This is a genomic window from Spirosoma aerolatum (genome assembly GCF_002056795.1).
GTDB classification, from domain to species: Bacteria; Bacteroidota; Bacteroidia; order Cytophagales; family Spirosomataceae; genus Spirosoma; species Spirosoma aerolatum.
Window position 1 is genome coordinate 5171594 of record NZ_CP020104.1, and the last position, 20772, is coordinate 5192365.

The 20772-nt window shown below is 49.2% G+C and carries 19 protein-coding genes; 13 read left to right on the plus strand and 6 right to left on the minus strand.

The annotated features are described in order from the left end of the window. Positions 1–47 precede the first annotated feature (47 nt). The 3 genes from B5M13_RS21490 (at position 48) to fbp (ending at position 3211) form a co-directional block, all read left to right on the plus strand. Complete coding sequence (locus B5M13_RS21490) at positions 48–707, plus strand: beta/alpha barrel domain-containing protein (protein WP_080057620.1); 660 nt, start codon at positions 48–50, stop codon at positions 705–707. Then, entirely contained in the window at positions 704–2023 is a 1320-nt protein-coding gene (locus B5M13_RS21495) for an MFS transporter (protein WP_080057621.1), read from the plus strand. Before B5M13_RS21490 ends, B5M13_RS21495 begins: the two co-directional genes overlap by 4 nt. Before the next feature lie 183 nt (positions 2024–2206). After that, the gene (gene fbp, locus B5M13_RS21500) at positions 2207–3211 is read left to right on the plus strand and encodes a class 1 fructose-bisphosphatase (protein ID WP_080057622.1); all 1005 of its coding nucleotides are present in this window, start codon (positions 2207–2209) and stop codon (positions 3209–3211) included. Positions 3212–3280: 69 nt separating this feature from the next. Here the strand turns inward: fbp and B5M13_RS21505 are convergent, their stop codons facing one another. After that, a complete protein-coding gene (locus B5M13_RS21505) occupies positions 3281–3661 on the minus strand; it encodes a winged helix-turn-helix transcriptional regulator (protein ID WP_080057623.1) in 381 nt (126 codons plus the stop codon). Positions 3662–3814: 153 nt separating this feature from the next. Between B5M13_RS21505 and B5M13_RS21510 the strand changes: the two genes are divergently transcribed. Further along, complete coding sequence (locus B5M13_RS21510; protein WP_080057624.1) at positions 3815–4180, plus strand: DoxX family protein; 366 nt, start codon at positions 3815–3817, stop codon at positions 4178–4180. A gap of 44 nt (positions 4181–4224) precedes the next feature. Here B5M13_RS21510 and B5M13_RS21515 read toward each other — a convergent pair whose 3' ends face one another. The 3 genes from B5M13_RS21515 to B5M13_RS21525 all read right to left on the minus strand — a co-directional run bounded on the left by B5M13_RS21515 (position 4225) and on the right by B5M13_RS21525 (position 7117). Next, entirely contained in the window at positions 4225–4944 is a 720-nt protein-coding gene (locus B5M13_RS21515) for a LytR/AlgR family response regulator transcription factor (RefSeq protein WP_080057625.1), read from the minus strand. Positions 4945–5208: 264 nt separating this feature from the next. After that, complete coding sequence (locus B5M13_RS21520; protein ID WP_080057626.1) at positions 5209–6330, minus strand: sensor histidine kinase; 1122 nt, start codon at positions 6328–6330, stop codon at positions 5209–5211. Positions 6331–6529: 199 nt separating this feature from the next. Next, entirely contained in the window at positions 6530–7117 is a 588-nt protein-coding gene (locus B5M13_RS21525) for a hypothetical protein (protein WP_080057627.1), read from the minus strand. Positions 7118–7449: 332 nt separating this feature from the next. Between B5M13_RS21525 and B5M13_RS21530 the strand changes: the two genes are divergently transcribed. From B5M13_RS21530 to B5M13_RS21570, 9 genes are all read left to right on the plus strand, one after another. Then, on the plus strand, positions 7450–8541 hold the full coding sequence (locus tag B5M13_RS21530) for an alpha/beta hydrolase (protein WP_080057628.1): 1092 nt from the start codon (positions 7450–7452) through the stop codon (positions 8539–8541). Positions 8542–8568: 27 nt separating this feature from the next. Next, entirely contained in the window at positions 8569–9498 is a 930-nt protein-coding gene (locus B5M13_RS21535; protein WP_080057629.1) for a Cif family virulence factor, read from the plus strand. 97 nt (positions 9499–9595) lie between these two features. Then, complete coding sequence (locus B5M13_RS21540; RefSeq protein WP_080057630.1) at positions 9596–11746, plus strand: xanthine dehydrogenase family protein molybdopterin-binding subunit; 2151 nt, start codon at positions 9596–9598, stop codon at positions 11744–11746. A 139-nt stretch (positions 11747–11885) separates the two neighbouring features. Continuing rightward, on the plus strand, positions 11886–12398 hold the full coding sequence (locus B5M13_RS21545) for a glycoside hydrolase family 97 N-terminal domain-containing protein (protein ID WP_080057631.1): 513 nt from the start codon (positions 11886–11888) through the stop codon (positions 12396–12398). Positions 12399–12679: 281 nt separating this feature from the next. Further along, positions 12680–13267, plus strand: coding sequence for a hypothetical protein (locus B5M13_RS21550; protein WP_155297312.1), 588 nt, complete (start codon positions 12680–12682; stop codon positions 13265–13267). 175 nt (positions 13268–13442) lie between these two features. Beyond that, the gene (locus B5M13_RS21555; protein WP_080057633.1) at positions 13443–13796 is read left to right on the plus strand and encodes a PadR family transcriptional regulator; all 354 of its coding nucleotides are present in this window, start codon (positions 13443–13445) and stop codon (positions 13794–13796) included. 38 nt (positions 13797–13834) lie between these two features. Further along, entirely contained in the window at positions 13835–14332 is a 498-nt protein-coding gene (locus tag B5M13_RS21560) for a hypothetical protein (protein ID WP_080057634.1), read from the plus strand. Between the two features lie 181 nt (positions 14333–14513). Continuing rightward, complete coding sequence (locus tag B5M13_RS21565; protein WP_080057635.1) at positions 14514–16916, plus strand: ABC transporter permease; 2403 nt, start codon at positions 14514–14516, stop codon at positions 16914–16916. Positions 16917–17038: 122 nt separating this feature from the next. After that, positions 17039–19141, plus strand: a complete 2103-nt coding sequence (locus B5M13_RS21570) for an acylase (RefSeq protein WP_080057637.1) — start codon at positions 17039–17041, stop codon at positions 19139–19141. An 82-nt stretch (positions 19142–19223) separates the two neighbouring features. On the opposite strand, the gene B5M13_RS21575 is transcribed toward B5M13_RS21570, so the two are convergent. Both B5M13_RS21575 and B5M13_RS21580 read right to left on the minus strand, forming a co-directional pair. After that, positions 19224–19811, minus strand: coding sequence for a carboxymuconolactone decarboxylase family protein (locus B5M13_RS21575; protein ID WP_080057638.1), 588 nt, complete (start codon positions 19809–19811; stop codon positions 19224–19226). Between the two features lie 83 nt (positions 19812–19894). Then, positions 19895–20449: a peroxiredoxin gene (locus tag B5M13_RS21580; protein ID WP_020598868.1), complete on the minus strand. Its 555-nt coding sequence runs from the start codon at positions 20447–20449 to the stop codon at positions 19895–19897. Positions 20450–20772: the final 323 nt, after the last annotated feature.

Consider the following 20772-nt stretch of genomic DNA (forward strand, 5'->3'; position numbering starts at 1 on the left):
GTCGGGCCACCCGTGCGGTTCTATTAAGGCTCTAAACGAACCCAGTTATGTCCTCTGATAAAATCCTTGATCTAGTCATCACTCACCCAATTGTTCCGGTATTCTATCATCCCGATGTCGACCATGCTTCGGCTATTTTACAGGCTTGTTACGATGGTGGCCTTCGCGTATTTGAATTTACCAACCGGGGCGATAAAGCGTTGGCCGTTTTCACCCAGTTAGCGAGCTATGTGAAAGACAAGTGTCCCGAAATGGCACTGGGTATTGGCACTATTCTGACGCCCGAAGATGCAACCAAATTCATTGATGCTGGTGCCGCTTTTGTTGTACAGCCCGTTATAACCGCTTCAGTTGGTGATGTCTGTCGGGAGCGGGGTATCCCCTGGATGCCTGCCGGTTCAACACTGAACGAAATCTACCAGGCCACGCTGCTGGGTGCCCAGCTTGTAAAAGTATTTCCGGGCAATGTGGTCGGACCCGGTTTTATCAAGGCGATCAAAGGACCAATGCCTTCGCTCAAGCTCATGGTAACCGGGGGTGTAGAGCCAACCAGCGAAAGCCTCACGGCCTGGTTTAAAGCGGGTGTAACAGCCGTAGGGATTGGTTCTCAATTATTCTCCGGCGACAGTGCCGACCCATCGGCCCTCCGCGACCGCATAGCCTCTTTAGTTCAGATTGTTACACCCTTTATTCCGCAACCCGCATGAGCAAACCCATTGGAAACTACCGCTGGACTATCGTAGCGCTTCTTTTTTTCGCTACGACCATTAACTACCTCGACCGGCAGGTAGTGGGACTCCTTAAACCTACGCTGGAAAAAGAATTCAACTGGTCGGAGCTGGATTATAGCCGCATTGTACAGGTTTTTTCGGCCGCTTATGCCATTGGCCTGCTGATTTTTGGACGAATTATCGACCGGATCGGAACCAAAGTCGGCTATACGGTAGCCATTATTTTCTGGAGTATTGCGGCTATGGCTCATGCCCTGGCTACCAGCACGATGGGATTCATTTTCGCCCGGATTGGCCTGGGATTGGGTGAAGCGGGAAACTTCCCGGCAGCGATCAAAACGGTAGCCGAATGGTTTCCCAAAAAAGAACGGGCGCTGGCAACGGGTATTTTCAACTCAGGGGCTAACATTGGGGCGGTGGTCGCACCGATTCTGGTGCCCTGGATTCTGGGCATCTGGGGCTGGGAAATGGCCTTCATCGTAACGGGTGCCGTCGGTTTTATCTGGCTCATCTTCTGGTATGTCGGCTACGAGATTCCCTCAAAACAAGCCAAACTCTCCAAGGAAGAATATAACTACATCCACAGCGACAGCGAAGCAACACCCGACGAAGTGGCCGATCATGGCAAACCTGTCTCCTGGGGTATGCTGCTGGGGAAACGCCAAACCTGGGCGTTTGTATTCGGCAAAATGCTGACCGACCCCATCTGGTGGTTTTTCCTGTTCTGGCTACAGGACTATTTTTCGACCACGTTCCACCTTGACACCAAAAAGCCGAACCTGTATCTGGCCGTACTCTATACGCTGGTCAGTATTGGCAGTATCGGTGGCGGCTATCTGTCGTCAGCGCTCATTAGCCGGGGCTGGAGTGTCTGGAAAGCGCGCAAAACCGCTATGTTCATCTTTGCTCTGCTTGTGCTACCTGTTATGGCTGTTCGGTTTGGGCCGGGCATCTGGGGTGCTGTTGCGCTGATTGGGCTGGCGGGCGCTGCTCACCAGGCCTGGAGCGCGAACATTTTCACGACAGCTTCCGATATGTTTCCCAAGCGTGCGGTTAGCTCAGTGGTAGGTATTGGCAGCATGGCCGGTTCAGTTGGGGGAATTATTTTCCCGGAGATCGTCGGTCGGATTCTGGACAGCTACAAAAAGGCCGGCGACCTACAGAGCGGCTACGGCATCATCTTCCTGATGTGTGGCTCGGCCTACCTGCTGGCCTGGACGGTCATGCACCTGCTAACCCCCAAAATGCAACCCGTCAAACTCGACATTACAGAGTCAGAGCCAGTTGTATAGTGAGTAAAATAGTTGTCATGCAGACGAAACCGGGCGCCCGGTTTCGTCTGCATGACAACCCTGAAAACAAGAAAAAACCTATATCTATAAAACGTAAATCAGTTTCCATCCTAAACAAAAGCCTACGATAATTCTAGAAACTAACTATTCATTAAAACTTTCGATGCGATGAATGTCCAACAAATGGAACTCTCGGCTTCCCATCCATTAGCATTGCCGGTAGGCGTAACGCTCGACCGGTATATCATGCACCGTCAAACGGCTTTCCCGTATGCTACCGGCGAACTATCACAGTTACTTCGTGATATTGCCCTAGCCGGAAAAATCATCCATCGGGAAGTTAATCGGGCTGGATTAATCGATTTAACCGGCGGTATGGGCGTTCAGAACGTACAGGGCGAAAGTCAGCAAAAGCTGGATATGATCGCCAACATTCGGTTTAGTCGCGCCCTGAAAAACGGTGGCGAAGCCTGTGCCATCATTTCAGAAGAAGAAGAGGACATCATCTACACAGGGAATAACCATGGCAAGTACGTGGTGGCTATCGACCCGCTGGACGGTTCATCCAACATTGATGTAAACGTATCGATTGGAACTATTTTTTCCATTTACCGGCGGGTTACACCTATTGGTACCGAACCGACACTGGACGATTTCTTACAAGGTGGTCGTCGGCAGGTAGCGGCTGGTTATATTCTGTACGGCTCATCGACCATCATGGTTTACACGACCGGCCACAGTGTCAATGGCTTTACCTACGATGCGTCGCTGGGCGAATACATTCTGTCGCACCCCGACATTCATAGTCCGGCCAATGGTCAGATTTATTCCTGTAATGACGGGAATGTGGAAGGCTACGAAGAGGGTGTTCAGGCGTATCTGAACGGTTGCCGGAAAAAGCAATTTACAGCCCGGTATATCGGTTCGTTGGTGGCTGATTTTCACCGGAATCTACTAAAAGGAGGAATCTACCTGTATCCATCTACCCGTAAAGCGCCGGATGGCAAACTGCGGCTGCTGTATGAAGCATTTCCCCTTGCGTTTCTGGCCGAAAAAGCGGGCTGTCTGGCTACGTCTGGGCATCAGGCCATTCTGGATATTAAGCCCTATAGTCTTCACCAGCGTACCCCGCTGTACATTGGAGCCCCCATGATGGTCGAAAATCTGGTAGGCATGCTGGTGGGCTAATTTGTAGTTAATTTATGCAGCATCCCGAAAGCTTCGCGTTTTCGGGATGTTTGCGTTTACAGCCCTTACCTACATTTTTTTCAAAATTCGCGCCCGGTGCTGCATACCCCAGTTTCTTAACGCATCAATAATGCTATCCAGCGTCTGGCTGTAATCGGTCAGTTCATATTCGACGGTGATGGGCGTAGTTGTGTAGACATTGCGAATCACAAATTCATTCAGCTCAAGTTCTTTCAGTTCTTTGCTCAGTACCTTGGCCGTAATCCCATTCACGACCCGCTGCAACTCTCGAAATCGCTTGGGTCCGGTGCTCAATCCGATGATGATGGGAAGCTTCCATTTTCCATTCAGTACGTAAAGCGCATCCTGCACAGCCTGTACGCTCTGTTTGCACTCTTTATGATCCGCTCCAAGTCGTTGCGGAGCCAGGCCTTTTTGAATCGTCGTCATAGACTAAAGGTAATGCGCTGGGTTGAATTAGTGATGCGGTTTCCTGAAGGATAGTGGTATCCTTTGGGAAACTGCTTACAGATGGATACTGAGCGTATGTAGGTTTGCTGCTGTAATTCAGGTCGAACTACTACATAGTAAATCACTCTATCGATGAATCCGAAAAGTAAACGCATCGTCACGATCGTCATAACCGTACTGGCAGCCGGGATGGTTATTCTTAGTGGAATTATGAAACTAACCCAGTCAGCGCAGGTTATGGAAAGCCTCAACAAAGTAGGCGTTGGGCATTATGTGATTCTCTTGGGCTGTATGGAAATTGGTTTTACGTTGTTGTATCTGTATCCCAAAACCATGAAACTGGGCTTTATCCTGTTATCCTGCTACTTCGCCGGGGCCATCGCTACCGAACTGTCGCACGGAACACCGTTCAACGCGCTGATGCCCATCGTTCTGATCTGGATAAGTGCGTTCCTGCGCGACAAAACGATGTTTCTATCCACACCCACAACCATGTAGTATGATCGATCAGCCCATGACTTCAGTTATGGGCTGATCGATAGTCATTTCTTCCACAGTTTATCATTCAGTACGCTGGCCATCACCTGATCGCGGTAGTTGCGGCTCATCGGGATGCGGTAGGTTTGAATGAACAACTCATTGCCCTCGATACCATCAATCTTGTCGACAGCAACCAGGTATGACTTATGCACCCGGATGAACGCAGGACTCGTTAAGTTCTGTTCTAAATTTTTCAGGTTCAGCAAGGTCATATACTTACCCTTCGTCGTGAAAATGGTCACGTAGTTCTGCATCCCTTCAATGAACAGAATATCTTCGAACAGAATCTTTTCGTACTTATTGCCACACTTGATAAAGACATAATCTTCCGTCTTTGGGGTAGCAGAGGAAGCGGACTGGTTCAGGAGCCGATGATAGTCTTTGGCTTTATTGGCCGACTTAAAAAAGCGGTCGAATGTTATGGGTTTCAGCAGATAGTCCAGCACATTCAACTGAAACCCTTCCAGCGCAAAACTCGGATAAGCTGTTGTAATGATCACCATAGGGGGTTTCTGGATAATTTTCAGGAAATCGATCCCACTCATTTTGGGCATCTGAATATCCAGCAGAATCAGATCTACCGACTGTTTATCCAATAAGGTGATGAGTGCCAGCGGATTCTCGCAGGTGCCGGTCAGTTGCAGGAAATCGACCTCCCTAACATAACTGGCCAACCCTTCCCGCGCTAGTGGCTCATCATCGACAATAACACAGTTCAGCATATGCATTTGTTAACTTGTAGAACCGCATGGCGGCCCCAGCAGATTTTTTATGATCGAGCCTGTTAAACTGTTTTTTTGATGACGTTTTTGTCATTCCGACGAAGGAGGAATCTTCGGTAATAGCATTATTGTAACTACCGAAGATTCCTCCTTCGTCGGAATGACAAAAACGAACCTATTTGGTCTCAATTTGTAAAATCATTATTAAGATTAACACTGATCATATCGATCATAAAAATCTGCGTCCTATTATCGCCCTGATTATCAAGCAACTTGTAATCGATCCACCTGCGCCATTTCAGTCAGGTTTAGCCATAAGGTAACGTTGAAACTCCTCGAATCCTGCTGAATAGTCAGGCTATGTTGACCTGGATACAGCAAATCCAGTCGGCGCTGGACGTTTTTCAGGCCAATACCTCCATAATGAACAGCCTCCTGCGTTTGCCCTGCTGTAGTGCTGTTCGCTACAACCAGCTTCAATTGCTGGCCTTCCAGCGATAACTTGATCCGTATCCAGTTGAGTTTGTCACCGTCTTTCGATACGTGCTTGAAGGCATTTTCGATAAACGTCATGACAATAAATGGCGCAATACCCAGATGGTTGGCGTATCCTAATTCGATGTCGGCTGTAACCGTTACATTACTGTTTTGTCGAAGCTGCTCCAGCTCGATGAAATTTTCCAGATACGAAATCTCCCGGCTCAACCGAATCTGCGGGTCATTGCATTCGTACAGTTGATAGCGCAACAGATCAGAAAATTTAGCCAGCGAATTCGATGCCATATCCGGGTTCTTATGAATCAGAAAGAAAATCGAATTGATGGTATTGAACAGGAAATGGGGATTAAACTGATTCTTCAGGAATTTCAGTTCTGTTTCCAGCTTTTCCTTTTCCAGCAACTGCTGTCGCTGCCGGGTCTGAATCCAGTTTCTCGTCAGTTTAATGCTCATCGCCAGGGTCGTACTGGCGACGGTTGAGGGCAAGGCATTGCTGAAAAACGTATTGAAACAGGCCGATTGACCGAATAAGTCATAGATCGTTTGACCACTGGCAAAAGCACTGAAATAATAGCCACCGACAATACACAACGTAGCACATAATACGGTCAGAAGGAGATAGCTCAAATAGAGGGCATATCGGCTTTTTTCAAGGTACTTTGGAATCAGAAAATACAGGTTAAAATAGACCGCCATTGCCTGAAAAATAACGTAGAAGCTGTATTTCAGCGCGTACGGCAAAACGGCCAGGCTCTGTAGCACCTTTACCGGATTTCCCAGCGTGACTACCCACCAGAGATAATGGTAGAAAAACCAGAACGGCAGGTGGTACAGTTTATAGCGAAAAAACCAGTTTTGAGCTGGTTGTTGCACTGGCAGAACGTTCATAAGATCTACGGCTTGGCGATGTGGCGGTAATTGAATATCGTCAGCTCACAACCACTGCTAAATTTATAACTAAAAGTTCATTGCTTAGTCTATTGCACGGCTTCATCTGTCGGCTGGAAATATAGCCGATTAGCGAACAAAAAGTTGAGCACATATTCGTCGCCCCGTCCTAGTGTCAAACCCCTATGGGTCGCCGTAATTATTTCTTTTTCACTATTCTTATAAATGTTCCGCCATAGAAAAAACCTGTTGGTTTGTCATTAGCATCATATTGAATTGATTTCAATTCATACTCATCTTCAGTCATCCATTTGTAGGTATATAGCCTATACGTACCAACAGCTTCGTCAGAAAATGAAATCTTCAGGGAAACGTCCCCATTTTCATTTACAGTCCCTTTACCTACACCTGCTCTTGTTGTCCCAAAACTTGAAAGATGGTCCACTTCCTTTTTTACAGGATTATACGACCAAAAAATATGTCCATAGGGTGGCGTGCCATCAATCACCGCAAGAAGGCTATTGTCGGTATTAAGCTGTCGGCAAACAGTATGATGGTTCGGGATTTTTATATGTTCCGTTTGTCCCCAATTTTGTGTCCAATTATCCTCCTTTAACGTCCATTCGCCAATAAATTTATGGAAGGGATTTTTGGGATTTTGCAGATTGGCTTCCTTATTTGGATTGGCCGTTGACATGTTTTTTGGTGACATACAACGGCTAAATAGTAAATTTAATAGTAATCCTACAGCCAGTAGGTATGTGACGTTTTTATTTAAAAATGTCATACGCTGTTTTATGTGATTGTGAACAATTCTTCATTATTGCAGCCAACATACGGGCAACTCAGGGATATATTTCGGTTGATGCCCCCTTACCCGAAAGTAAACAAATCGCGCTGATTTCCAGAGGGGTTTTATGCAAATAGCACCTTTGCGTTGACGAAATACATCTGTGGCTACACAACTAGTAGCTTCAGCTATGTGTGAGTCAAATCTTCCTGCCTGCCCTGAAAACAGGTCGTTGGTCAAGTAGATCGTGTTGGTCGTCAATCAGGCTTTGGGGAATTGTTTGCCCGTATTCTATTTGTTCCTCAAATAGATAAGCAACCAATCGCAAGATGCATAAAACCCAACCGATGAACTGGCGAAGTATACTTCCCACTGGCCTCCTACTGTTCTTTGTGATGGCGACCGTACCGGCTCAGCCAGTAAAGCAGGGAGCCCTGATGACCGAAAAACTGACCTCCACCATTCTTCACGACAACAAAATCGGGCTTGATCCCAATCGAACGATAAAGGTGTATCTGCCGCCGGGCTATGCTACATCGGGCAAGCGGTATCCCGTTGTCTACTATTTTCACAGCATTTTTCAGAACGTCGAGCAGTTCTTTCGGGATGGGCGAGTGGTTGGTTTGCTGGATCGGGGAATGGCCAATAGGGTTTCCAGTGAATTTATTTTTGTAGCTGCCGACTTTAGTACCCCCACGACAGGGAGCATTTTTGAGAATTCGCCCGTGAGTGGACGTTGGCTCGACTTCACAACCGACGAGCTACTACCTTTCATCGATCAAAAATACCGGACCATTCGCCACCGAGACAGCCGGGCCATAGTAGGCGATTTTATGGGCGGTCGGGGCGCCTTAAAACTGGCCATGACTCGGGCCGATCTGTTCAGTGTCGTGTATGCCCTACATCCGGTGGCGACGGGTATTGGCTATACCCCGTTTCCATTGGTTGAAGTTGACTGGAAAAAAATACACCAGGCCAACACATTCGATGATCTCGGAAATGATGGACGTACAAAGCTTTTTGTAACAGTCTGTCAGGCTTTTTTACCTAACCCAAACCGCCCGCCATTTTTTTGCGACTTTTTTATGGAACTGGAAAATGGCGTACCCAAACCGCAAGCCGAACGCATCATCCGAGGTTATCAGCACGGATTTCTCCTGGAAGAAGAACTGCCTGAAGCGGTTGCCAGCTTACAATCAATGCGCGGTATTGCGTTTGACTGGGGGCGTTTCGATCCGACGCAAAGTCATGTTTTTTCCAATCAGGTATTTAGCCGAAAACTGGAAGAATTTGGTATTGAGCATGAAGCCGAAGAATACCGGGGCACGCCCTGGAACAGAGTCTGGACCGATGATGGCCGTTTCTATACCCGTGTGTTACCGTTTCTGCAACGCCATCTCGTTTTTGACAGCCCCCACTAATCAATCCTTTTGGCCAAACCATTCAATATGTGTATCCGTTCCTATCTTTACCTACTTATAGCGCTGACGAGCACAGTTTGCGCTTGCGCCCAGGCAACGCTAACGACCAATACCCAGACAGATGCCTATCTGAATCAATACCGAACCGATTTTGCCCGTTGTTTGCTGGATGCCCGAAGTGAACGCCTTTTGGGCTATTGGGCCGATGATGTTCGGTTGATGACCGAGTCACAACGAACCATGGTTGGTCGAACGTCTGCTCTGTCCTATTTCAACGCCTTGCTGGGCCGATTTACCGTTAAAGCCTATACTAGAATCCAGAAAGAACTGTTGGATTTAGGTAAACAGGTTGTGGACGATGGACTATTTGACATGACCATTGTGCTGAAGAAAACGGGCCAAACGTATCACCTAAAAGGCAAATACCTGACCCTCTGGCAAAAATACAACGGCGATAAACTAACCGTCATCACAGACAGTTGGAACTACAATCACTGGCTCGATATAGCTGATCAGTTTCGCTTTGCCGAAGTGTCGGTTGTAGACGTTGCGCTTCAGGCACATTTGCCAATAAACTCACCCATTCGGTTTGAGCTGGCGGCCCTGAACCGATTGATGGAGAAGACCATAGCCGAGCATGATGCGAACCTGTGGGCTCAGTTTTATTCGGACGAAGGTATTTTACTGGCCCAACATGATTCGATTTATCAAGGGCGACAAGCGATAGACGCCTACATTGCTATGCATACAAAAGATTTACCCATTTTCGAAAAGCTGGATGTGCGTAATGACCGGGTCGATGACCTAGGTCTCTATGTGATCGAATATGCCAGTCACATTGCCAATTGGCGGAATGGAGAGTCGTCGGGAATCGGGTTAGGCAAAGACCTGCGCATCTGGCGAAGAGAAAAGAACGGCTCGCTCAAAATCTTTAGGCATATCGGGATGTACGATTGAAGTACTTTTATGACTTTTCATTCCAGCAAAGCTTGGGTTCGATAAATGAGAAAAGTAAGATTACTTGTCTATCGGAATATAAAAATAGGAGTACAGTATGCTTACTTCGCATAAGATAAACCGAAGGGATTTCCTAAGAATTGGTACGCTCGCCAGTGGAGGGCTGCTGATCGGTTTTGCGACATCCGCAAATTCAACAGGCGTTCGATCAGCCCCCGGTTCAACGGTGGCAACGCTGAATACGTTTCTGAAAATCGATACGGACAATAGCATCCATATCATTCTGTCGAAAGTCGAAATGGGGCAGGGTATCTGGACAACGTTGCCCATGCTGATTGCCGAAGAACTCGACTGCGACTGGAGCCAAATAAAGGTAACGCATAGCCCACCTGGACAGGCCGGTGATTTTCAGGAAAATCCCGTTTATAAATCAACGGGGGGTTCGGAAACAACCATTCAGGAATTTGACCGATACCGGATGGCCGGAGCAACGGCCCGCGTGATGCTGGTAACTGCGGCAGCCGAACAACTCGGTGTACAACCACAAGATTGCCGAACGGAAAATAGCTACGTTGTTGCTGGTAATCAACGTATTTCGTACGGAGCCGTAGCCACTGATGCTGCCAAACTGCCAGTCCCGAACGTTGCCCTTCGCGAACCCAAAGACTGGAAATACATCGGCAGATCACGGAAGCGGCTCGATACACCCGAAAAGATTAACGGCAAAGCAGTCTACGGTCTGGATATACACTTCCCCGGTTTGCTAACTGCCGTTGTTGCCCATCCACCTGTGTTTGGCAGAACCGTAACGTCCTTTGATTCGACTAAGGCAAGGGCTGTAAAAGGGGTCCGCGCTGTGGTTCAGATACCAACTGGCGTTGCCGTTCTTGCCGATAACTTTTGGGCGGCTAAAGTTGGCCGTGATGCGCTGAAAATTACCTGGAATGCTGAAAAAAACGTAACGCTTGACACAACCGCGCAACTGGAAAAATATCGACGAATCGCTAAAACAGAAGGTACAATCATTCAACGAAAAGGTGACGCAGTATCGGCACTAGCCCAATCCTCAAAAACCCTCAATGCCGAATACAGCTTTCCTTACCTCGCCCATGCCCCTATGGAGCCACTAAACTGCACGGTGAAAATTGGGAAAGAGCAGTGTGAAGTCTGGACAGGAACCCAATCGCCCTTACTCCATCAGGTCGAAATAGCTACTTTTCTTGGCTTAAAACCGGAACAGGTCAACTTATATACACCCCATCTGGGTGGCAGTTTTGGCCGACGGGGTTCCTTTAGTGGTGACTGGATCATGGAAGCCGTTCACATTGCCAAAGCCAGCGGCAAAACCATCAAACTCATCTGGACGCGCGAAGACGACATCAAAGGCGGCTATTACCGACCGATGTACGTACACCATGTTCAGATTGGTATTGGACAGAACGCACTGCCAATCGCCTGGCAGCACCGGATTGTTGGGCAATCACTTTTTACGAATACCCCATTGGCTGATGTCATTGTCCATAAGGGTATTGATTACAGTTCGGTCACGACGGGAGCCCCCTACGCCAACGCCATTCCCGACCACTCCTTCGAACTGCATACTACATCTGTTGGTGTTCCGGTGCTTCCCTGGCGGTCTGTTGGCAGTACCCATACCGTTTTTGTGATGGAAACACTCATCGACGAACTGGCTTTCCTCGCCCAAACCGACCCGGTTGCGTATCGTCGGGCGTTCTTCACTAATTATCCGAGGCATCTTGCTGCGCTCAATCTGGCAGCCGAAAAATCAGACTGGACCAAGCCCTTGCCCAAAGGCCAATTCAGAGGGATTGCCGTTTGCGAAGCGATGGGTAGTTTCGTTGCGCAGGTTATTGAGTTGTCCATTGATAAACAGACGATCCGTGTTCATCGGGTAGTATGCGCGATCGACTGCGGGTTAGCTGTCAATCCAGACGGGGTTCGGGCGCAGATGGAAAGCAGCATCGTGTTCGGACTGACGGCCGCTCTCTACGGCGAGATCACGATAAAAAATGGGCAGGTTCAGCAGAGTAATTTTCACGATTATCCAATGCTTCGTATGGCTGATACCCCCGTTATTGATGTACATATTGTGCCCAGCACAGCTAAAATGGGTGGAGCTGGCGAACCCGGCGTTGCTCCGATTGCCCCCGCTTTGGCCAATGCTCTGTTTGCCGCCACCGGTAAACGATTCCGGCAACTACCTATTCGACTGGAGGGGCTTAAGTAGGTATAGCACTAGGGCCACTCGGCCATATCCGGTTAAAAAAGTACAAAAGTCAGTTAAAATAATATCAACCTTGTTGATTCCTTACGACGACCGCGCTACCTTATTGGCCCCATCGTGATTGTTTAGTCGATAAGCCAACATGCTTTCCATCAAACCCATTCTACTTTTTCTCCTTACCCTAGGAACGGTTTCAAGGTTATCAGCCCAGCATACAATCTCGCTTTCCTCGCCCGATAAAGCCATACAGCTATCGGTACAGGCGAATGAATCCGGCATCGTTACCTATCGAATTTCGTATAAGAGTAAAAAGGCCATTGAGCCGTTGGGGGTTGGCTTTGTGTTGAGCAAGCCACAGGTATCGCTTACCCAGTTTACGCTCTCCGCTATCGACTCCTCCACGCACGACGATACCTGGAAACCCGTCTGGGGTGAAGTGGCTCAGATTCGCAATCACTACAAGGAGTTGGCCCTGACCTTAACCGACAAAGGCACAACGGGAATCCGGCTGTTGGTGCGGTTTCGGGTGTTCAACGATGGAGTCGGTTTTCGCTATGAATTTCCAGAGCAGACTAACCTGACGCACTTTATCGTGGCCGACGAAAAAACCCTGTTTACGCTATCGGGTGATCACAAAACCTTCTGGCAGCCGTAGCTGATTAAAACGAGAAAGGCGTTCGGATCATCATGTACCACGAAACGTCGGGCTCCGTCACCAACTATGAGCACCGGTGAATGCGGCCTTCCAGTCCATGCAGAAGGAGGGTAGGAACACCGTCAAAACAGGTTATGTTGGTCGGATCATACCGCGTGGAGAGCAGCATTGGCCCAAGGCGGTTGTTGCGCCATTCAGTTCATAAAGTACTAAGAACCAGATAGCCTGTTCCAACGGATAAAGCTATTCTGGAGTCTAGCCAAAAAAGACGCTCGATGACCATGAAAACAAGCTTCTACTTGCTCGTCCTGTTCGGTTGCCTTTGGGCTTGCTCCCGACCAACCGATGACGCGATGATTCCCCTTCTTGACGACACCAAAAATGTAACGGCTTCGCTGAACGACTCTGTCTGGTATGGTCATGGCATAGCCTCCAGAGTATCGCCCCTGGTGGACGGCGATTGCGGCAAAAATCGGTTTAACCTGTCTATCTCAAACGCATTACCTTATCCGAAAGGGCTACGGCAGGCAGCACCATCCATCTGTGTAGGGCCTTGCGATATAACCCAATACCTTAGCTTTGAAAAAGTCCCGTTAGCTGTCGGGAAATATGATATAGCCAGCCTGAATACCTGTGCCTCCACGCCATTAACGGGCGTAAATTACGGGCTGATTGTTGGTGGCGACGCCATATTTTCATCCTACATCGCCAAAGAGCCTGCCAGTGGCTGGATCGAGGTAATTAAAGCCGATACCGTTGCAAACGTATTGGAAGGAAAATTCGAGGTAACATTAGTAAGTCGATCCGATAATAGCACTGCTACTGCCCGATTCCGTAACGGTCTTTTTTCCCTTGGCCTGACCAAGTAGACGATAAAACTTGTACAACGGAATACCCTGATCAGCCAGCAATGGATGATCAGGGTATTTTCGTTTGTAGAGACGCCAGGGATGGCGTCTCTACAAAATTCATACTATTTCTTGTATATATAATTTTCTTATATATTTTTGTTTCAAATTAAATACTAACGATCTATTTACTCCTATGGATTCAGCGAATCAGGAATTTTTACGGGGAACACTCAGGACGATTGTTCTTCGGCTGCTGGCCCAACAGGGTCGAATGTATGGCTACGAGATTACCCAGGCTGTTGAGGAACGTACCAGTGGCGAATTAACGCTTACGTTCGGTGCTTTGTATCCGGTACTCCATAAGTTGGAAAACGAAGGTTTACTGGTTACCCAAAGTCAGGAGGTGGATGGGCGGCTCCGTAAGTATTATATGCTCACCCCAACGGGCAGCGCCACAGCCGTTCGGAAAGTCGATGAGTTCGAACGATTTATCCAGCTCATGCGCCTACTCATCAACCCCTCTCCAACGGTAACCTTCGGGCAATAGTTTACCAATTCGCTTCACCTTTAGCCCTTCAGTTAGTTATGAACAGACTATCTCGCGATCAACTTACCCACCTTGAACAACAGCTTCAGCAAACCAGTCCCCATCAGGCGCTACAGGCCGAGCTACTGGATCATATGGCCTCTCTGATTGAACAGCGCATGGATCAGGGGCAGATTTTTACAGACGCTTTCGATCAGGTAATACAACAGGCGAACCCACAGGCCTTGAACCAGTTGAAACAACTTTATCTACAGGAGTTTCCTTCGCCACTATCGACAGTCTCTATGAAACCAACACGTATTGGACTACGGCATCAGCGCCGTCCAGCCACCAAACCGTTTCAGTACATGCTACTCTCCAGTGTGCTTACGTTTCTGATCCTGGTGGGTTTTCTAGTTGTCGTTAGCCGCCCGCTGGCCATCCCTATGCGGGCATTCCAGACGGCCTGGGGAGCATTGGGATTAATGGGCATAGTCATCGTTCGATGGTGGCTGTCGCGTAAGGGTGCAAAACCGAAACGTTTCCAGACTACCTGAGCCATCAAGCAGAATTAAGTTTGATAATGGCGTTTTGTGTGACCCCGACGGGGTCAAAGGTTTATAGCCCCCATAATTTCCTATAGGCATTTGACCCCAGCGGGGTCACACAAAACGCCTAAATCTAAATAGTCCTTCCAATAGACACCCCTTTCTAACGCTAACCTAACACCCTTTACCGATGCTTTTACACTACCTCACAGTGGCCCGGCGCCACCTGTGGCAGAATCGTCATGTCAATTTAATTAGCGTGCTGGGGCTGGGCATAGGGCTAGCCAGCGGTCTGGTTATTTTCCTGGTTGTCAACTACATGTTTAGCTTCGACCGCTACCACCCCCACCTGGATCGGAGTTACTGGATCGTCACCGACATCAAGCGGGAACGCACCATGCCCACTGATGCCGCTCCCCGACCCCTCGCTGAAGTACTCCGGCGTGATTATGCTTTCGTGGAAAATTCAACCCGGCTGGAAACCTTCTTTGGGCGTACCTTAAGCGTTCCGAACGGCAAGGGTGGTTGGGTGAAAAAGTTTGCCGAAGCCCGTAATGTTTGTTTCACGGAACCTCAATACTTCGACCTATTTGGGGTAGAATGGGTAAGCGGGAATCGAAAAACGGCCCTGGCAGCACCCAACACAATTGTAATCAGCGAACGATACGCCCGCAAATTTTTTGACTCACTCCCGGCAATGGGCCGAACATTACGGCTAGACAATCGAACCGATCTGACCGTAACCGGGATCGTTAAAGATCCGCCCGCCAACACCCAGCTTCGGTTCGATGCCTTCGTTTCGTATGCTACCATTCCGGTACTGGAAGGTCCAACCGCTTTAGCCGACTGGCAGGGGTTGCAGGCTATGTGTTTCGTACGGCTGCGTGAAGGAGCCGACCCTACGCTACTCCGTCAAAGTCTACCCGTTATTCGACGCAAAAATCTGCCCCCTCAGGAGGCCGCCCACTTCGACTATCATGTGTTTCCCCTGGCCGAACTCAACCACCAACGCAGCGGCATGGCTCCCCGACCAGTCCTATATGCGCTCATTGGTGTAGGGGTACTGCTGGTGATGGCAGGCTGTATCAATTTCGTTAATCTGGCAACGGCTCGGGCTCTCAAACGGGCGCGGGAAGTTGGGGTTCGCAAAGTGATGGGCAGTACACGCTGGCAATTGATCGGGCAGTTTATGCTGGAAACCGCCCTACTCGTATGTATGGCCATAGCCGTTGCGCTGGTACTGGCCCAAGTGTGTCTGCCCTTTATCAACCAGATTCTGGCTGCCACCGTGGATAAGCTCCAGCCGGAGATGTCTGTTGCCGATCTGGTTCAGCAGCGGGCTATAGGCTGGTTTCTGGGTCTGGTCATTGGCGTCATTGTCCTGTCAGGGCTATACCCAGCGTTTGTATTAGCCCGTTTCAACCCGGCAACAGCCTTTGCCAACCAATCGACAACCCGGTTTACAGGCCGACTTACTGTCAGACAGGCACTTATTTTAGGTCAGTTCGTGCTGATGCAGTTATTTATTCTGAGCGTACTGGTCATTACGATCCAGCTTCGGCATATGAGACAGGCCGAATGGGGCTTTCACCGCGAATCGACACTGGTTATTTTCTTACCCCAGCGGGAGGCTTCGCCCCTGCCCCTCCTGCGCGAACAATGGCTAAGCATACCCGGTGTCGAACAGGTAACCTTCGGCAGTGATCCCCCTGCGTCGGCTTATAATAGACCCAGTCCATTCAGCTATCATACAGCTACAGAACCCGAATCATTTGAAACCTGCGTGCGGGCCATCGATGACCACTATCTGTCGGCTTTTGACTTGCGGCTGATAGCGGGTCGAAATGTCCGGCCCAACGATACAACCGGGCGCGACGTGTTGGTCAATGAAACGCTGGTGAAGCAACTAGGCATTACCTCACCAGGCACGGTAGTGGGTAAACGCATCCGGGTGAAAGATGCCGACCGGGTCATTGTCGGTGTTGTGCGCGATTTCCGTAGTGGCGATCTGCACCAGCCAGTTTTGCCCATAACGCTTGTTCATGACCTTCCACACAGCCGGGTGGCCATGCTACGCCTGAGTCCAGGCTATTCGCCCCAAACCCAGCAGGGTATACAGCAGGTTTGGGATAAAGTCTTACCCGATCAGGTCTACCATGCCGATACGTTGACGAACCTGATGGAAAACTTTACCGAGATCGAACGTCTATTGGCTGGGATGGTTCAGGCATTTGCCCTGGTTGCGATTGGTCTGAGTTGCCTCGGCCTCTACGGGCTGGTTACGTTCCTGAGCGAAGCCAAAGCCAAAGAAATTGGTGTTCGCCGGGTATTAGGAGCCCGGACGTCACAACTCCTCTGGCTGCTGGGTCGGGAGTTCGGGAAACTACTTGGTCTGGGTTTTTTAGTGGCCGCACCGCTCGGCACCTGGCTATTAGCAAACTGGCTTCAGCAGTACGCCTATCGTATTTCGGTAAACGGGTGGCTATTGGCAGGTACACTCATCCTGACCGTACTGATCACAGCCCTGACCATCGTTCGTCAGGCGCTAAAAGCCGTCCGAACCAACCCGGTTCTTTATTTAAAAAGCGAATAAGCTAGCTTTCTGCAGCGCGGGTGGTTTCATGTAACGCGGGTAGAAACCCGCGATTTTGACCAAAGTGCGCAGGTTTCTACCCGCGTTACAATTTCTAACTTCCTTACCATTTGTATCAGCGTATGAAATTCCTGACCATTTGTCTATGGCTCATAAGCCTGACTGCCCTAGGGCAGTCCCGTAAATCTGAACGCCTGAAAACGGCTTCACAAACAACGGCTCCTGTCGAAATTTTATGGGATAGTGCGGGAGTTCCCCACATCTACGGGCAAACCCTGGAAGCCATGTATTACGGCTTTGGGTATGCCCAAATGCAGAACCATGCCAATTTGCTGCTTCAGCTATATGGTCAGGCCAGAGGCCGGGCGGCTGAGTATTGGGGGCCGAGATACCTCGACTCCGACAAGATTGTAACCTTATTTGGTGTACCTGAGCAGGCGCAGAAACAGTATACTCAACAACCCGCCGATTACAAACCGTGTCTGGACAGCTTCGTCAGCGGTTTGAATGCTTATGCCAAAGCGCACCCGGAGGCTATCGGTGCGGAATTCAAACAGGTACTGCCTATTACCCCCCAGGACATACTGGCCCACGCCAGCCGGGTGATCGGTCTGGAATTTATTGGTGGAGCCGAAGCGGGAGCCGCTCGGGTAATGCCACCGGGTTCGAACGCGTACGCCATTGCACCCGCGAAGTCTGCTTCCAAAAAAGCGATGCTGATGGCGAACCCACACTTGCCCTGGGAAGGATTCTTTCTGTTTTTTGAGGCTCATCTGAACGGCCCGGACTTTATGGTCTACGGCGCTTCCTTGCTGGGTCAGCCAGTACTTAACATTGCCTTTAATCAGAATCTGGGCTGGACCCACACGGTTAATACCATTGATGCAGCCGACCGATACGTACTTAATCTACAGGATGGTGGTTACATGCTGGACGGTATCAAACAAGCTTTTGACACAAAAGCCGTTACCCTTCAGGTACGCCAGCCCGATGGGCAGCTTAAACCGCAACAACTTACCTATCGCTACAGCAAACAGGGGCCAGTGATGGAAAGCAAAGATGGAAAAACCTACGCCATGCGGTTTGCTGGGTTGACCAATCCGGCGATGGCGGCTCAACACCATGCGATGGCGAAAGCTAAAAATCTGGCTGAGTTCGAAACCGCCCTCCAGCGGATGCAACTGCCGATGTTCAACGTCATCTATGCCGATAAGGTCGGTAATATTCTGTATTTGTTCAACGGTAGTGTACCGATTCGCAGCGAAGGCGACTGGCCCTTCTGGCAAGGCCCGGTCGACGGTTCTACGTCGAAGTACATCTGGACCCAAACGCATCCATATCGCGACCTCCCCCGCGTACTCAATCCGCCATCGGGATTTGTGCAAAACGCCAACGATGCTCCCTGGAGCTGTACGTATCCAGCCGTACTTGATCCGAAGGCGTTTCCGGGCTATATGTCGCCTGTGGGCATTCCTATACGGCTGCGTCCGCAACGGGCAATCAATCTGGTAAAAGACGATGCGTCGATTAGTTTTGATGAATTGGTGGGCTACAAACTGAATACGGGTCTGGAAGCCGCCGACCGCTTTCTGGACGACCTACTGGCAGCCGTTGAACAATACCCCGACTCCTTGACTCAGCAAGCGGCTTCGGTACTTAAAGCCTGGGACAAAACCACCAACCGCGATAGTAAAGGAGCCGTGTTGTTTACGGCCTGGTTCGATCAGTTCAATCCGGGTATGGTAGCCGTTGGCTGGAATCCGCAACGTCCCGTAAGCACGCCCGATGGCCTGAAAGATCCTAAAAAAGCGGTTGAGTTATTGCGAAATGCTGCCAGTCAGGTCCGTCAAAACTATGGGCGACTGGATGTTGCCTGGGGTGATGTGAACCGATTTGGTGCCGCTGGTCATGACTACCCGGCCAATGGCGGTTCAGAGCAATACGGCATTTACCGAACCATCCATTTTGTACCAGACCCTAAGCAACCTCAACTGAACCGGGCCGTTGCGGGCGATACCTACGTGGCCGTGACGGAATTTGGTGAGAAGGTACGGGCGCAGGTATCACTCAGCTACGGCAATGCGAGTCAACCCGGCCATAAGCACAACGGCGATAACTGGAAACGTATGTCAGACAAAAAACTCCGGGAAGCGTTACTGGACAAGCAATCCATTTTGCGTCAGTTGGAGAAAAAAGAACTGGTACAGCTCGATACGAATCCATAAAGTAGGATAAAAAAGCCCCTCTCCTAAAACTGGAGGGGGGCGATCTGAAGATTCGGATAGGGTGCGGGTAACTCCCCCTTTACTAAAGCAGCGTGATAAACCCTTTGATCACGGACGCCAGTCGAATGGCATCGAAAACGCGAGCTTCGCTGGCACCGTGTTTCAGGACGCTCTCTTCATGCGACCGAACGCAGAGTTCACAGCCATTGACCGCCGACACCGCCAGACTCATCAATTCAAAAAACTCTTTACCCAGCACTGGATTCATCATGATACTCATGCGAATACCCGGTTGCGTTTGCTGATAATAGTCTTTACCGACAAAGTGCCGGAACCGATAAAATACATTGTTAGTGCTCAACAGCGACGTACAGGCAATCGTTTCGGCCACGTCGGCATCCGAAGCCCCTTCCTGTTTGGCAACACCTGTCAGCGAATCGACCAGCGGCTGGTGATTTTCATTCACAGCAACCGAAAGTGCCAATAATACCGCTTCTTTCTTTGTCAGGTTCTGACTGCTATTCAGCACATTACCAAGATTTATTTTCAGATCGCGCAGATACCGATGCTCGGCCTGGGCCAGCGCGTCGAGTTGTGGATACTCTCCTTCGGCACTCAGTCCAACCAGATTCAGCAGCGACGTAACGGTTTCGTTTTGTGTAGTTATCATACGAAATGATTGAATTGTTGAATGATTGAATTGTTGAATAGACCTCATTCAATCATTCAGCAATTCAATCATTCAATCATTAATTAAGCCGTTAGCGTGGCTTCGCCTTTTGTCCAGTTGCAGGGGCAGAGTTCGTCCGTTTGTAGGGCGTCCAGTACGCGGAGTACTTCGTTTACGTTCCGGCCTACCGACAGGTCGTTTACACTTACCCAACGAACAATACCTTGTGGATCAACGATGTAGGTAACCCGGTATGCTACTTTCTCGTTGGCTTCCAGAATACCCAGATCTTCGGCCAGCGATTTCGACGTATCGGCCAGCATCGGGAACTTCAAGCCACGCAGATCGTCATGGTTTTTACGCCAGGCCAGGTGCACGAATTCGCTATCGGTCGAAGCACCAATCACCATCGTATCGCGATCCTGGAAATCCTCGAACTTCTTGTTGAACTCCGCAATTTCGGTTGGGCAAACGAAGGTGAAATCTTTTGGCCACCAGAACATGACCAGCCACTGACCAGCCGCTTTGTGATCTTCCGACGAGATTTCGTAAAATTCTTTATCCTTATCCAGCGAAACAACAGCTAGTTTCTTGAATTCAGGAAATTCTGATCCGACAGAGACAATATGATTTTTCATAGAATTTATGGTGGTTGTACGCACTACATGTTCTTATTCAAGTGCAAATTAAACCATCCACGCGTTCCAGAAATATGATTTTTATCAATCACCTCATAGAGAAAAACTATCAAAATTTGAATCTATTGTGGCAATCAAGTGATTAAACGCTGTTTACAAACGATACAGCCAAGAAACATATCAAAAGAATAATACTATTCATTGAAATGATACCAGGTATAATTTTATTGATATGCTGTATTGTAGAGACGCCATCCCTGGCGTCTCCTGCGCGTCAGAAATTAGTCAGAAATAAAATACCATCCGGTCAGGAGACGCCAGGG